Genomic DNA, 14,656 nt, shown 5'->3' with positions numbered 1-14,656 from the left:
AGTTTTTAGATAAGTTAACAGAGGTTGTTGATCATTGTAAACTAAAGTCAGGCTAGCGCCATAAGAAGAATCACGAAGTAGAAAAAATGTGGGGTAATTAGAAATGAAAAAAGACATTACCCCTCGGTCTTGTCATTGTTTTCTTTCTCTTCATATTGGATAGGCAACACTTAACTGGACAAAAAAATTAAGGTGTGGCGGACAAAATCCTCATTTTGAGTATAGCTTCCCTATAAGATGGAAAAAGCTGTACTAGTCACTTTATATGGAGGTTCTGGCATGGTAGCCTGACGTGGCTTGCCAGTTTGATAAACTGGCAGTCTGGCTTTTCAGCCATGCCAGTAGAGGCTCCATGTCAAGTGACGGGGTGAACACTCTATTTAACAAGTCTGCCATTACCTATTTAGTTAAGGAGCATTGTATATGACCAGATCGAGACGAACATTTACCGAAGATTTCAAGAAACAAATTGTATTACTATATGAGAATGGAAAACCACGAAAAGAGATTATCACTGAATATGAGCTAACCCCGTCTGCCCTAGATAAGTGGGTGAAGCAAAGCAGAACGGCTGGTTCCTTTAAGGAAGCAGACAATCGTACACCTGAACAAACTGAATTAATGAAGATACGCAAAGAACTGAAACAGCTACAAATGGAAAATGACATTTTAAAGCAAGCCGCGCTGATCATGGGACGAAAGTAAAAGTGATTCGAAATAACCGTCACAAATACTCGGTATCAGCAATGTGCATCGTCCTACACATTTCCCGTTCTTCTTATTACTACGAAGCCAAAATACAGGATAATCAGCAGGAAGAGCGTATTCGGTCACTGATCATTGAAATCTTTCAGAAAAGCCGCCAGAACTATGGAGCGCGCAAGATTAAGATCGAATTAAAAAAGCAAGGCCATTGTGTGTCCCGCCGCCGAATCGGACGGATTATGAAGGAAGAAGGATTGATATCGTCTTATACATTAGCCCAGTTTAAACCCCATAAAGCAAGCTGTAATGAGGAAAAAGTGAGCAACGAGTTAGACAGGTCCTTTCATCAAAAAGAAGAACTGGCTGTCGTTGTCAGTGACCTGACGTATGTACGTGTCAAGGATTCCTGGAACTATATCTGCTTATTGATTGATTTATATAACCGTGAGTTGATTGGACACAGTGTAGGACCGAAAAAAGATGCCAAACTGGTGAGTAAAGCACTGTCTACTGTGCAACATGATCTGCGATTGATCACCTTATTTCATACAGACCGAGGCAGCGAATTCAAAAATAAGCATTTGGATGAAACGCTTGAAACTTTTGAAATTAAGCGGTCATTAAGTATGAAAGGATGTCCCTATGATAACGCAGTGGCAGAAGCGACTTACAAAATCTTAAAAACAGAGTTTGTGAGAGGACGAACATTTGAAACACTCGAACAGTTACGTTCTGAACTATATGATTATGTCCATTGGTTTAACCATTTCAGAATTCACGAAACATTGGGATATTTAAGTCCCGTTCAGTTTAAAGAAACACACCTTAAAAAAAGTGTCTAGTTTAGTGTTACCATTCCATATTGAATTTGATGCTTGGTATCCTGTATTTGATTATCTTGTTGTCTAACACCACTTTTAGTCCCCATTGTGGTTTCATCATAAGGTGTGTATCTATTTGAAGGCATTGATTTCTTTTTAATCATACGATAACAAATATAGCCTATCACAGAAATGACGAACAAAGTATAAACATAAGCCATTTTTATCACCCTTAAATAGTATACTTACTACTTTATTCTATTGAAGTCCATCATATTCCTCTATCCATGGAGGGATTTAATGAGGATTAATGAAAAGGAATTTTATGTTCGTAATTTGCGTTATATTATAAGGTTAGCAAACGAGAATGATGCGAAAAACTTGTCTGAAGTAAGGGTGCAAATAGATGGGGAAACAGAAAATATGGATAGAGAAAAAGGTGAAGCATACATAGATGAATTAGGTTTTAAACAACTAATCAAAGAAGATACAGAAACATCCAATAATCTTTTTTGGGTTTGTGAAACAAATGGAAAAATTGTTGGTTTTTCAAGGTGTCAGGGAAATGTATTGAAAAGAATGGCTCATAAAGTTGAGTATGGCATTTGTGTACTAATAGATTTCTGGGGATATAGCATAGGGACAAATTTGTTAAAAGAAACAATAAGATGGTCTGATACAAACCAAATTAAGAAAAAGAAACAGGAAAATCGGTTAAATCAATCAAAGCAAAATGGCAAAAGGATTTGCAGGAGTTCAAAAAACTGCGACAATTGTATTTGTTGTATAAATAAGTGTAAGAGCCGCCAAAAGTATGGTCAGCTATACTTTTGGCGGCTTTTTCGTACGGAATTTGCAATTGAAGGAACATGAAAGCCATTCTCGCGAAGGGAGCTCTTCCTGATGCAAATAATTGGGCAAAAGAGGTTCTGAACTATATGGACTCTGAAGAAAGCAGTCCCACTAAAAAACACTATGGAAGGAGTGTACTGATGTTCGTTGCCTTTTAGTGGCTAGGTCTGTTGTAGAGGAAGCAGTACCCTGTTTTTATTATGTCTTATTCAGAGTGAACCAAATAAGAGCGAAGTATTGCTGATTTGAAAACTCAAATAAGTGTAGTATATTATGATAAAATAGTAAATTAGTACTTATGTTTTTTTAACTTTTCCGAATAGAAGATGAGACAGGGTGATGATATGAGCTTTCAAAAGTGGCTACGGATTATTTTTCCCGAAGTCCAGTTATATGATTTTGTAAAAGCACAGGGTTTTAAAGGGAATCAATCAAAGCAAACAGCAACATTGCAGACAAAACATCCGAAAGGAGCTGTTTCTTCTGCGGCCGGGCCTCAGATCCCCGGTTCCGGACACCAGCATCTTCCGCAAACATCCGGTGCTATGCAGGAAGTGTTTCAAGATGCGAAAAAAGGCATTAAAAGTGTGGGGCTCCACCAAACGAATGAAGAGTTGGATGCTATTTTTGACTCTATTAAGATTGAACTGAATGAAAATGTTTTCTCCCAGCAAAGATATATCGATGATTTGCTCGTCAGTTTCAAGACAGCTTTTTTAGCGAGGGAAAAAGGTACGGTGCAGAATACCATTCTCTTGGCAGGACCTGCCGGCACAGGAAAAACAAGAAGCCTTACCATTTTGATCGGTACATTATATAAGAAGAAATTGATTCCTTATAAACGGGCCTCCATGATCGATTTAGCCCATTACGGTGAAAAAGATGTCCATACGAATTTCATCACTGATTGTTCAGCAGCCTTCAGTTATGGAATCGGTGCGGTTTGTTTCACGGGATTTGAACATGCACAATCCGAGATTTTACACTATGTTAAAAAACTCTTTAAAGATGGATATTTCAGGACGCCGCAAGGTATTGTCGTGAGTGCTTCAGATTATTTTTTACTGCTGTATAGCGATTGTGATACGCAAGAAATGAATTCGGACCGGAAAATTCCATTATCCATCGCTGAATCAATCCCGCCGGATTTGCTGAGGGGAATCCGGTCTTTTGCGATCACGGATGCACTGGATGCTGATACGCTGAGCAATATTCTTCAAACAAAGCTTTCTCAGGCTGCCGATAGACTGTCTGCCCAGGCTCAAATGACGATTCATTTCGAACCACAGGTGTTCATGGAACTGGCAAATCGGATCTTGCCAACAAAGCGATACGGTGAAGCCATCGAAGAACTGGTGGAGAAAGAATTTTTTACCGTGTTGTTGGATGCGCGTGCTAGGGGAAGGCTTTCAAGCGGTGATATCGTAGAGATTGGGATGGAACAGAATGATTTGCTGGCACATAGCGAGAAAGGGACCATTCTATTAAAATCAATTCCTCTTGTTCAAGAAGAAACATTGGAAGATGTTATGGAAGAATTGAATGGTTTAATAGGATTGGACTCTGTTAAAGAATTCATTCAAGAGTTGCTGAAGACTGTTCGGCTCCAGGAGAAACGCAAAGCTAAAGGGGATAAAACAACTCCTATGACACTGCATATGGTGTTTACGGGGAACCCTGGAACAGGGAAAACAACAGTTGCACGGATTATTTCCCGTGTTTTGAAAGCGATGGGCCTGCTTTCTCAGGGACAATTGGTTGAAGTGGCAAGACAGGATCTTGTCGGGGAATACGTGGGTTCCACTGCACCTAAGACGAATGAGAAAATCCAGCAAGGGGTGGGCGGTGTCCTGTTTATTGATGAGGCATATACACTTTCGCGCAACAAGCACGATAGTTTCGGCCAGGAAGCAATCGATACGTTGGTTAAGGGGATGGAAGACCACCGTGAGGATACAGTGGTCATTTTGGCCGGATATACCGATGAAATGGAAACATTCCTTAAGTCTAATCCCGGATTGCGTTCCAGATTCCCTGTGATTGTGGAATTTCCGGACTATTCACCGAAAGATATGCTGAAGATGGTGGTACTGCAAGCAAAGCAGCGTGATTATGAAATTGATGAAGCGGCATATGATGGATTGCTTGAACTTTTTGAAACAAAACAAATTCCAGGAAGAAATGACAGCGGAAATGGACGGCTTGTCCGGAACCTGCTCGAAGAAGCAATCCGAAAACAATCAGCGCGTATTGCAGAATCGGATTCGCCTGATATGAACAAATTGATTGCAAGCGATTTTGGAATCGGCAGCAAAGTGGCATTCAATTTAGAGGAAGCATTCTCTGGCATGATCGGATTGGATGATGTAAAGAACTTTGTGCTTACATTACAAAAACAATTACTGGCCAATCAGCGACGGAAAGAAGCCGGCATTCAAACAAAAGACGGGCAAACCTTAAACATGGTCTTTTCAGGAAATCCAGGGACCGGAAAAACGACAGTCGCCCGTTTACTCGCAGGTATGCTGAAATCCATGGGCATTTTGAAAAAAGGGCATCTCGTAGAGGTTGACCGGACACATCTGGTCGCAGAATACGCCGGACAAACTGCCGCCAAGACAACAGAGGTCGTAGAAAGCGCATTGGGAGGCGTGTTGTTTATTGATGAAGCCTACACATTAGTAGAAGAAGGCCAGGGCGGCTTCGGAAAAGAAGCAATTGACACATTAGTCCGCCTGATTGAAAATCACCGGGAGAACCTGGTTGTCATCGTAGCCGGTTATACAGATGAAATGAAACAGTTCATGAAAGCAAATCCCGGATTGTCTTCCCGCTTTCCATTGACGATTGAATTTCCGGATTATACAGCGGAACAACTGGCGAAAATAACAGAATTACAAGCCCAATCAAAAGGTTTCAGGCTGGATGATTCTGTATTGGCAGCCTTAAAGCCGTATTATGAGGAAAAACAAATCCCAGGTAAAAACGACAGCGGCAATGGCCGTTTAGTGCGCAATACAGTAGAAGAAGCAATCCGCAACCAATCGATTCGCATTGTGGAACATCCCGATTTGCCGGTTGAAAATCTGACCTTGTTAACACCGGAAGACTTCCGCTTAGAGCCTGTTGAAGAGGAAACAAATGCGCTTAATGAATTAGATACAGTAATCGGCCTGGATGAGGTTAAGAAGTTCGTCCGGACTTTATCAGCCCAAGTTGAAATTGAAAACATGCGCAAGCAGTTATCATTGCCGAGCCTCGGATCTCAATCGCTGCATATGATTTTCAAAGGGAATCCTGGAACTGGGAAGACGATGGTTGCCCGGATAATAGCGAAAAGATTGAAAGAATTAGGTGTAAGTAAGCTTGACCATGTCGTAGAAACCGACCGATCCGGTTTGGTGGCAGGCTATGTAGGACAGACGGCCTTAAAAACGAGAGAAGTGCTCGAAAATGCTCTCGGTGGTGTCCTGTTCATTGATGAAGCATATGCATTAGCCGGAAGCGGAAGCGATTTTGGACAAGAAGCCATTGATACGATTGTAAAATTCATGGATGATCATCGGGATAATATAATCGTTATTTTAGCAGGCTACAATGAGGATATGGAGAGATTCCTGGAAACAAATGCCGGTCTCCGTTCCCGTTTTCCGAACATTATCGAATTCCCTGATTACAGTGCAAAAGAACTCGTACAAATCAGTAACCAATTCTTAAAGAATAAAGGGTTTCATTTATCGAAAGATGTTGAAGATGCATTGAATGCCATATTCGAGTCCGCCATGAAAGTAGATCATGCGGGGAATGGGCGTCTGGCACGCAACGTCTGTGAAGCAGCAATCCGTGCCCATGCTTTGAGGGTCAGCCAAATAGATAAACCGGATGTAGAACAACTCACAACCATCCTTCCTGAAGATTTCGAGAAAGCAGGGAATCGACTATGAAAAAGTTATTTGCAATTGCAGGGACGATCATTTATTACCTAATCTATCCATTGGTACTGATTATGGTTATTATGGGTCCGATTATGGAGTTTGATGTATTGCGTGACGTATATAAGTATAACGCACCGAGATCCGCATTGGGATTGTGGTTGACTTGTTTCATTGGCTTTATGCTGTTTCTATCATTCAAGTATCCACGGCTCACATGGCTATACCGAAAATTTCCCGTACTCATCCCATTTTTACAAATGTGTTTGGTTATGTTAGCGGGGATCGAATTGGCTCTATTCTGTGCGAACCTATGGGCCGACAACCAAACCTTCAGTAAAGGTATCGCCATCACACTATCTGTTATTAGTATTGCAGGGGCGAGAGCTTATTTATCGTATTGGTATTACAAATATCCTATCAGCTATAAAGTACACAAATTGTAAAGGTGATGAATGATGGCAGAGAGAGAATTGAATAAAAAGAAGCAGACAGGCCCAATGAAACGTCTGGAAGCGGATGAACCGGAAGAAGAAACGGTAATCGTGCCGCACCAATCGAAGCTGAAAGCTTCCATCAAGTGGATATCCATTTTCTGCTTGGCGGCTGGAATTGTGACTGGTTTCATGGTAACTGATTCCGCAGAGGATGGAAAAGCTGAAGAAGTCGTTGCCAATCGGATCAGTACCTCTACAGGTGCTGGGGAGCAGTTATTTGAGGATGAATCATATGCGAACATTGAAGCAAGGGATTTTGAAGTCGCTAAGGCAGGACCAGACGGAGGAGAGGCGAGGATGCTTATCTGGGACTTTAATGCCGAAGATTTGGATGAAGTGTCCGTGTTAGTGGACGGCGTGCCTGTAAAAGAGAAAATCATCCTTACAAACAACGCTGCATCTATCAGCATCCCAGTCCCAAGTACCGTCACCATCACCGGTGTCAAGGATCATGGCGGCGGAATCTCCTATGCAGCCAAATTCCCCGGCAATAAGATGACCTTTTATAATATAGTGGGGATTGGCCAATCAAACACATATACGGTTTTGCCTAATTAAAAAACAGAATGGCAATCAGATGGATTAGTTGAATAGGAAGGTTCATGCACCAGATGTTACAAACAGGGCAAGGGTATGGCTACAGCTTATTAAGGTTGGGCCATGCCTGTTTTGTTTACCCATGGAATAAGACAATATTCTTACTGATTTAATTTTAGAGACGCTGAAAACCTTAATAAATTAACCTTATTTAAACGTATTTACATCAATAGAATCCGTCTGACTAAAGGGGCAAATTAGTTGAAAAGAAAAATTTAGGAATAATTCAAAATGTGAAAAGCTGAACTTTATTACTACAAAATTTTGAAAGTATTTATTGAATAAAGGAGGAGAAAGTATGTCGAATAGCATAAGACCAAGAAGAATAATTTTAGATTTAGCTGTTACTTTAGATGGCTTTATTGAAGGGAAAAACGGAGAAGTTGATTGGTGCATAATGGACTCTGAGATGGGGTTTATTAATTTTCTAAATCAAATTGACACTATTTTGTATGGAAGAAAAAGCTATGATCAATGGGGACAATACACTCCAAAAATTGAAGATACTGATACTGAAAAAGAAATGTGGGAATTAGTTCATAGTAAAGAGAAATATGTGTTTTCCAGAACGCAAAAAAGGACTGATCATAAAGCAATATTCATAAATGAAAATATTCCTGAAGAAGTAAATAAATTAAAGAATAAGCCTGGTAAAGACATCTGGTTATACGGTGGAGCAAGTCTTATTACAAATTTTATTAATTTAGGGCTTGTTGATGAATTTAGATTATCTGTTCACCCTGTTATTTTGGGCGAAGGAAAACCATTGTTTATTGATATAAAACAGAGGTTGAATTTGAAATTGATTAATACAAGAACTTTCTCCTCCGGCGTTGTTCAACTAATCTACCATTTGAACAAATAGATGCAGAAAGAAAAAATATGACCAAATAATAGATGGAGCATTGTTTTAGTCTTAGTTTGTGAAAAAATACTTAAAGTAACTGGGGCTAGAGCTGAAAATCAAGGCTGCTAATAAGCAGTCTTATTTTTGTTATGGCGCTAACAGACAAGATCTTGAAATAAATGTAAAATAAGTACATATATTAGGTGCGATTACATAAGGAGAAAATGATGGCTTTAGATAATTTCGAGGAATATGCTGACCCTATTTTATACGATAAAGAGAATGAATCATTTATATCAGAGATGCCATTTTTAATAAAATGGGCATCAAAAAAGCAAGGTACAATCATTGATCTTGCTTGTGGTACGGGTAGAGTAACTATTCCATTAGCGAAAAATGGATATAAACTTATAGGAGTAGATTTACATAAAGGAATGTTAAATGAAGCCCGAAAAAAGTCATTCAATCTTGATTTGCAAATAGATTGGATAGAGCAAGACTGTACTATGCTAGATTTAAACGTAAAGAGTAATATGATCTATTCTGTTGGAAATTCATTTCAGTACTTTCTTACAAACGAAGCTCAGGATCGATTACTATCTTCTGTAAACAAACATTTAGATATTGATGGGGTTTTTATTTTTGGTACTAGATTTCCGAGTGTTGAGGAATTACTACAACCACAAACAGAAGAATATTGGAGAACTTATACTGATCGTGATACTCAAGAAAAAGTTGATCTATATACTATTAGTGCTTATGACTCTTTAAAGCAAATTCAACATTATACGACGATTAGGAAATATAAAAACATAGATGACGTATTTCCAAAAGAAATGGAAAGAATTTTGCTCGTTAATGGTTTTGAAATCCTTCATCTTTACAGGGATTGGAGATAGTTATGAAATGATATATGTTTGTAAAAAAATTAGATAGCACTTAGAACAACTATAAAATACGAAAAGGGGGCGTTGATCTAAGAAGGATTAACGCTTTTTCTAAAGTCTTTATTGAAGAAATGGGCAGTTAGCGGAAGAAGGAAATAATTTACCCTAAGACGAAATATATTGTATTAAGCTAAATTTGGAGTGTTCAAAATGATTAAATTTCTTGAATATAACTGGCAAGTAAGGGATGAATGGTTTGACTGGTGTAATCAATTAACAATTAAAGAGTTGTTAAAAGACCGTAATGGTGGAGTAGGAAATATTTTATATACACTTTTCCATATAATTGACGTGGAATATAGTTGGATTCGTGGTATTCAAGGGAAAGAGGATGTAGTATTTCAGATTGATGATTATAATACACTTGAAAAGGTTAAATCTCTTTCAGATAAATTGCGGAATGAAATAGTTGAATTCTTTAAAGGAAATATAGATGACCTGAAGGAACAGAGTGTCAGTGTTCCTTGGGATGAAACAAAATACACTGTGAATGACATACTTCACCATATTATTGCACACGAAATTCATCATATCGGTCAACTTTCAGTTTGGTCGAGAGAATTGGAAATACAACCTATCTCTTCTAATTTTGTTGGAAGGGAGTTAAAATCTTTCCATTCTTATTGAACTATTTGGGACATATGTAATGGAGACAGTTGGAATGTACAAAGAACCCGTTTACCAATTTATAGGAATTAGTCTGGACGCAAAAAAGCCAATCCCTGAAGATACTGATACAAAAATATCCTTAGTAGCAGATACTGGCTATCTTGTCTCAGATAAAACGGATAATAAGTGTTTGGGCATGCATCAGTTTAAAATGAAAAAGAACGGCATGAAAATAAAGTTAGGTATTCTCTTCCCGGAAAATGCACCAAAAGAAATGGTTGACGGGCATAAGCATCATTTAGCTGTCGAGTTTTTGAATGTCATTACGTATGCCGGCCAAGAAAGAAATCTTAAAAGTAAATTGATTAATTTTGTTTTAAAACATAAAAAAATGTAAAAATAGTTCATCGAAACAACTTTTAAGAGCTTTATTACATAAATCTCTCCTATTAAAAACCATGTTCAATCGGCCGAACATGGTTTTTTTCATTCAGTCGGTGCAGGCACCGGCACAGGTAAGTGAAACAAGTCGCTGACGATTGCCGCCATTTCCTCAGGGCTTTCGTTGGCGCCACCCTTGATCCATTCAAACAGGATATTATGCATAGCTCCCAAAAAGAAACAACCTTCATATTTTTTCTTGGGGGTAGTAGTGAAGAGGGATATGGAAGTATTAAGATGTTCCAGCCAAACATAAGCAAGCTTTGCTTCATGAAGCCCAAGTAAAAAATCTCGATGCTTATGCCAATAACGGAAGCATGCCAGCACGCAGGCATACGTATCCTTCATCGGGTCGAGATGCTTATTCTCTTGTTTAAAACGATAGCCCAATTCATCCAAATAATGCATGATGACCTCTTCCTTCGAATTAAAGTTTCTATAATAGGTCACCCGTGATACTCCGGCCGTATTGGCGATATCGGTGATGGTGATATCCTCGTACTTTTTTTCCTTCATTAGTTTGAACAAAGCGATGGCGATACAGTCCTTTGCAAACACATTCACGGCATTTCTGGTCTTTTTCATGTAACAAAACCTCCTTATTTGTTACAGTTGACACTAAAACTATTGAGTTAAAAAATTATATCAATATAATGGATATGATTCAGTGTAACAAGTAATGGCTGAAGGAATCAACTGACAAAGTTAAACAAATAAGAAAAGGAGCTTCACCATAAATGGTCAAAATCTTTAAGTATATGAAGCCGTTCGAATGGCTGCTTATTTTCACCAGTTTACTATTCATCGTAGCCCAGGTATGGCTCGACTTGAAATTGCCGGATTATATGTCGGAAATCACGGGCTATGTACAGACGAAAGGAAGCTCGATGAGCCAAATTTGGGAATCCGGGGCCTTCATGCTCCTCTGCGCATTGGGAAGCTTGGCGGCATCGATCGTAGTCGGCTTCTTTGCGGCGCGCATCGCAGCTTCGTTTACGGCACGCTTGCGGTCGATGCTGTTCAATAAGGTAGAGTCGTTCTCCATGAAGGAAATCAACAAGTTTTCAACAGCGAGCTTAATCACTCGTTCAACTAACGATATCACGCAAATCCAAATGATTGTCACCATCGGGCTGCAAGTATTGATTAAAGCGCCGATTCTGGCAGTGTGGGCCATCGTTAAAATTTCGGGGAAAAGCTGGCAGTGGACGGCGACAACAGCCGGAGCCGTCGGCTTGCTGTTGCTGTTCATCCTGATTGTCGGATTGTTGGCATTGCCTAAATTCCGAGTCATCCAATCATTGACGGATAATCTGAACCGCGTGTCGCGCGAAAACTTGACAGGCCTGCGTGTCGTCCGGGCATACAATGCGGAAGACTACCAAAAGGCGAAGTTCGAGGAAGCAAATGATAATCTGACCAAAACATATTTATTCACGACCCGCGTCATGGCAAGTATGATGCCGTTCATGATGTTGATCATGAGCGGACTCAGCCTGGCGGTTTACTGGATCGGGGCTTACTTGATTGACCAAGCCAATATGATGGATCGCATCGGCCTGTTCAGTGATATGGTCGTCTTCTCTTCTTATGCGATGCAAATTGTGATGGCTTTCCTGATGATGACAGCGGTATTCATCATGATGCCGCGTGCCGCTGTGGCCGCTAACCGTATCAATGAAGTATTGGATACAGAGCTTTCCATTACCGATGGTTGTTCCCAAGACGAAGCGACAAAAGAAACAGGGACAGTCGAATTCCGTAATGTCAGCTTCAAATATCCGGATTCTTCCGAGTATGTGCTGCAGAATATCAGCTTTAAGGCCTCACAGGGCGAAACGGTCGCCTTCATTGGTGCGACCGGAAGCGGCAAGACGACACTCATCAACCTGATTCCGCGCTTTTATGACGCGACGGAAGGAGAGGTGCTCGTCGATGGCATCAATGTCAAACAGTATGCGCAAAAAAACCTGCACAATAAGCTCGGCTATGTGCCACAGCGTAATGTCCTGTTCAGCGGCAGCATCAAATCGAATGTGGCCTACGGCAGCAGCAAGACTGGACAAAACGATTCAGCGGCCGTGGAAAAAGCGGTGGCCATCGCCCAAGGATCAGAATTCGTTAGGAAGATGGACGGGGAATATGAAGCCCATGTCGCCCAAGGCGGATCGAACTTTTCGGGCGGGCAAAAACAGCGCCTGTCCATTGCACGGGCTATTTACCGCAAGCCGGAAATCTATCTTTTTGACGATTCATTCTCGGCGCTTGATTATAAAACAGACCGCGTGCTCCGTGCTGCGTTGAAGAAAGAGACAAGCACCGCGACCAATCTGATTGTCGCACAGCGCATCGGTACCATCATGGATGCCGATAAAATCATCGTATTAGATGAAGGAAAAATCGCCGGCTGCGGCACACATGAAGAATTATTGAAGACATGCCAAGTGTATCAGGAGATTGCTTATTCACAACTATCAAAGGAGGAGCTGAAAAATGCCTAAGAAGAACCACCACCAAATGCATGGCTCTTCCGCAAGCAAGGAGCAAAAAGGAAGTTTCGGGGAAACATGGGGCAAATTGATTGCCTACTGCAAACCGTATTTGCCTGTCATCATCCTCGCGTTCGCGCTCGCCATCACCGGCACGGTCTTCACGATCATCGGACCAGATAAGCTGAGCGAACTGACTGACCATGTCACAGCCGGCCTAGCCGGCTCCATCGACCTGGATGCCGTGTCGAAGATCGGTTTCCTGCTGGTGGCCTTATACGGATTCAGCGCTCTGTTTTCGTATCTTCAAGGTTTCATCATGGCGACTGTCACGCAAAAGGTCACCAAGAAACTCCGTACGGATATTTCAGAGAAAATTAACAAACTACCGCTGAAATATTTTGATACCCATAATTTCGGGGATGTACTTAGCCGTATCACGAACGACGTCGATATGATCGGCCAGACGATGAATCAAAGCATAGGGATGCTTGTCAGTTCGTCTGCGCTGTTTTTAGGATCCCTTGTCATGATGTTCAAGACGAATGTCATCATGACGTTGACGGCGATTGTATCCACCTTGATCGGATTCGGCTTAATGGGCCTCATCATCAAAAGATCGCAGAAGTACTTCCTGAGCCAACAACAGGAACTCGGGGCGATGAACGGCCATATCGAAGAAATCTATGCCGGCCACATGGTCGTGAAGGCTTACAATGGGGAAGAAGAAGCGAAGGAAACATTCAATGAAATCAATGAGCGGCTCCAAGAGAACGTCTGGAAAGCGCAGTTCCTTTCCGGGATGATGATGCCGATCATGACATTCATCGGCAACTTCGGCTATGTAGCGGTGTGCGTCGTCGGTGCGGCGTTGGCACTGAACGGACATATCTCATTCGGGGTCATCGTTGCCTTCATGATGTATATTCGCCTGTTCACACAACCGCTTGCGCAAATGGCGCAGGCAGCGAACTCGCTCCAATCGACAGGAGCGGCAAGCAAGCGTGTATTCGAATTCCTGGAAGAACAGGAACTTGAGGACGAAAGCCATAAGACAGCATTGCTTCAAAACGTCAAAGGCGACGTTGAATTCAAGCATGTGAGATTCGGCTATAACGAGGACAAGACCATCATCCATGATTTCTCCGTCCATGCCAAAGCCGGACAAAAAGTGGCCATCGTCGGTCCTACAGGCGCCGGAAAATCGACCATGGTCAACCTGCTCATGCGCTTTTATGAAGTGAACGGCGGGGAAATCAAAATCGATGGCGTGTCGATCCACTCATTGACACGCGAAAACGTCCATGACTTATTCTGCATGGTCTTACAGGACACCTGGCTGTTCGAGGGAACCATCAAAGAAAACATCATCTACAACAAGCAAGGCGTAACGGATGAAGAAGTCATACAGGCATGTAAAGCTGTCGGCATCGACCACTATATCCATACCTTGCCGCTGGGCTATGACACCGTATTGAATGACCAAATCAGCCTGTCCGCCGGCCAAAAACAATTGATCACCATTGCCCGAGCCATGGTGGAAAACGCACCGCTATTAATCCTGGATGAAGCGACAAGCTCCGTCGACACCCGTACGGAAAAACTGATCCAGGAAGCGATGGACAAACTGACCGTCGGACGCACCTCTTTTGTCATCGCCCACAGGCTGTCGACCATCAAAAATGCCGACCTCATCCTCGTGATGAAAGACGGCGACATCATCGAGAGCGGCAACCACGATACATTGCTGGCTAAGCAAGGGTTTTATGCCGATTTGTATAATAGCCAGTTCAACGAGCCGATGGTGGAAGAAGAAACGAGTGTGTAGGGGAATGGGTTATCTCCATTTATAGCCAAATGATAACAATCTATATGATAAGTTCAAGTGAATTGCGTATGGACTAATAGAGACAAAGGAA

General features: G+C 41.5%; 12 protein-coding genes and 1 pseudogene. 11 read left to right on the top strand and 2 right to left on the bottom strand.

Annotated elements, in window-relative coordinates:
- Nucleotides 1-423: 423 nt before the first annotated feature.
- A protein-coding gene (locus BN1765_RS13160) for an IS3 family transposase (protein WP_147554195.1) occupies nucleotides 424-1,547 on the top strand; the annotation gives its coding sequence in 2 pieces (ribosomal slippage) (nucleotides 424-670 and nucleotides 670-1,547; 1,125 coding nt in all).
- Here the strand turns inward: BN1765_RS13160 and BN1765_RS20795 are convergent.
- Nucleotides 1,544-1,747, bottom strand: a complete 204-nt coding sequence (locus tag BN1765_RS20795) for a DUF3951 domain-containing protein (RefSeq protein ID WP_050615560.1) — start codon at nucleotides 1,745-1,747, stop codon at nucleotides 1,544-1,546. The two genes, BN1765_RS13160 and BN1765_RS20795, sit on opposite strands and share 4 nt — an antisense overlap.
- Nucleotides 1,748-1,826: 79 nt before the next feature.
- On the opposite strand from BN1765_RS20795, the gene BN1765_RS13150 reads away from it, so the two are divergent.
- The 8 genes and pseudogenes from BN1765_RS13150 (at nucleotide 1,827) to BN1765_RS20485 (ending at nucleotide 10,204) form a co-directional block, all read left to right on the top strand.
- A complete protein-coding gene (locus BN1765_RS13150; RefSeq protein ID WP_082195473.1) occupies nucleotides 1,827-2,399 on the top strand; it encodes a GNAT family N-acetyltransferase in 573 nt (190 codons plus the stop codon).
- A gap of 323 nt (nucleotides 2,400-2,722) precedes the next feature.
- Nucleotides 2,723-6,322 carry an AAA family ATPase gene (locus tag BN1765_RS13145; protein WP_050615559.1) on the top strand — a complete coding sequence of 1,200 codons (3,600 nt, stop codon included), beginning with the start codon at nucleotides 2,723-2,725 and terminating at the stop codon, nucleotides 6,320-6,322.
- On the top strand, nucleotides 6,319-6,756 hold the full coding sequence (locus tag BN1765_RS13140) for a hypothetical protein (RefSeq protein ID WP_050615558.1): 438 nt from the start codon (nucleotides 6,319-6,321) through the stop codon (nucleotides 6,754-6,756). The genes BN1765_RS13145 and BN1765_RS13140 overlap by 4 nt, the downstream gene beginning before the upstream one ends.
- A gap of 9 nt (nucleotides 6,757-6,765) precedes the next feature.
- Nucleotides 6,766-7,365, top strand: coding sequence for a hypothetical protein (locus tag BN1765_RS13135; RefSeq protein ID WP_075050808.1), 600 nt, complete (start codon nucleotides 6,766-6,768; stop codon nucleotides 7,363-7,365).
- A 337-nt stretch (nucleotides 7,366-7,702) separates the two neighbouring features.
- Complete coding sequence (locus BN1765_RS13130; protein ID WP_050615556.1) at nucleotides 7,703-8,269, top strand: dihydrofolate reductase family protein; 567 nt, start codon at nucleotides 7,703-7,705, stop codon at nucleotides 8,267-8,269.
- Nucleotides 8,270-8,478: 209 nt separating this feature from the next.
- Nucleotides 8,479-9,187: pseudogene (locus BN1765_RS13125) on the top strand (class I SAM-dependent DNA methyltransferase).
- A 161-nt stretch (nucleotides 9,188-9,348) separates the two neighbouring features.
- The gene (locus BN1765_RS13120; protein WP_050615555.1) at nucleotides 9,349-9,825 is read left to right on the top strand and encodes a DinB family protein; all 477 of its coding nucleotides are present in this window, start codon (nucleotides 9,349-9,351) and stop codon (nucleotides 9,823-9,825) included.
- A gap of 34 nt (nucleotides 9,826-9,859) precedes the next feature.
- Nucleotides 9,860-10,204, top strand: coding sequence for a hypothetical protein (locus BN1765_RS20485; protein WP_222705399.1), 345 nt, complete (start codon nucleotides 9,860-9,862; stop codon nucleotides 10,202-10,204).
- An 89-nt stretch (nucleotides 10,205-10,293) separates the two neighbouring features.
- On the opposite strand, the gene BN1765_RS13110 is transcribed toward BN1765_RS20485, so the two are convergent.
- Nucleotides 10,294-10,833 carry a TetR/AcrR family transcriptional regulator gene (locus tag BN1765_RS13110; protein ID WP_050615554.1) on the bottom strand — a complete coding sequence of 180 codons (540 nt, stop codon included), beginning with the start codon at nucleotides 10,831-10,833 and terminating at the stop codon, nucleotides 10,294-10,296.
- 152 nt (nucleotides 10,834-10,985) lie between these two features.
- Here BN1765_RS13110 and BN1765_RS13105 point away from each other — a divergent pair, with 152 nt between their 5' ends.
- Both BN1765_RS13105 and BN1765_RS13100 read left to right on the top strand, forming a co-directional pair.
- The gene (locus BN1765_RS13105) at nucleotides 10,986-12,749 is read left to right on the top strand and encodes an ABC transporter ATP-binding protein (RefSeq protein ID WP_050615553.1); all 1,764 of its coding nucleotides are present in this window, start codon (nucleotides 10,986-10,988) and stop codon (nucleotides 12,747-12,749) included.
- Nucleotides 12,750-12,765: 16 nt separating this feature from the next.
- Entirely contained in the window at nucleotides 12,766-14,565 is a 1,800-nt protein-coding gene (locus BN1765_RS13100) for an ABC transporter ATP-binding protein (protein WP_230199587.1), read from the top strand.
- The last annotated feature ends 91 nt before the right edge of the window (nucleotides 14,566-14,656 follow it).

It is taken from the genome of Bacillus testis (genome assembly GCF_001243895.1).
GTDB lineage: Bacteria > Bacillota > Bacilli > Bacillales > DSM-1321 > Bacillus_AD > Bacillus_AD testis.
This window is presented reverse-complemented; position numbering and strand designations above follow the sequence as displayed.

Coding starts and splice junctions, on each gene's coding strand:
- BN1765_RS13110 (WP_050615554.1), bottom strand. CDS start 10,833: ATGAAAAAGACCAGAAATGCCGTGAATGTGTTTGCAAAGGACTGTATC.
- BN1765_RS13100 (WP_230199587.1), top strand. CDS start 12,766: ATGCATGGCTCTTCCGCAAGCAAGGAGCAAAAAGGAAGTTTCGGGGAA.
- BN1765_RS20485 (WP_222705399.1), top strand. CDS start 9,860: ATGTACAAAGAACCCGTTTACCAATTTATAGGAATTAGTCTGGACGCA.
- BN1765_RS13120 (WP_050615555.1), top strand. CDS start 9,349: ATGATTAAATTTCTTGAATATAACTGGCAAGTAAGGGATGAATGGTTT.
- BN1765_RS13150 (WP_082195473.1), top strand. CDS start 1,827: ATGAGGATTAATGAAAAGGAATTTTATGTTCGTAATTTGCGTTATATT.
- BN1765_RS20795 (WP_050615560.1), bottom strand. CDS start 1,747: ATGGCTTATGTTTATACTTTGTTCGTCATTTCTGTGATAGGCTATATT.
- BN1765_RS13130 (WP_050615556.1), top strand. CDS start 7,703: ATGTCGAATAGCATAAGACCAAGAAGAATAATTTTAGATTTAGCTGTT.
- BN1765_RS13105 (WP_050615553.1), top strand. CDS start 10,986: ATGGTCAAAATCTTTAAGTATATGAAGCCGTTCGAATGGCTGCTTATT.
- BN1765_RS13135 (WP_075050808.1), top strand. CDS start 6,766: ATGATGGCAGAGAGAGAATTGAATAAAAAGAAGCAGACAGGCCCAATG.
- BN1765_RS13140 (WP_050615558.1), top strand. CDS start 6,319: ATGAAAAAGTTATTTGCAATTGCAGGGACGATCATTTATTACCTAATC.
- BN1765_RS13145 (WP_050615559.1), top strand. CDS start 2,723: ATGAGCTTTCAAAAGTGGCTACGGATTATTTTTCCCGAAGTCCAGTTA.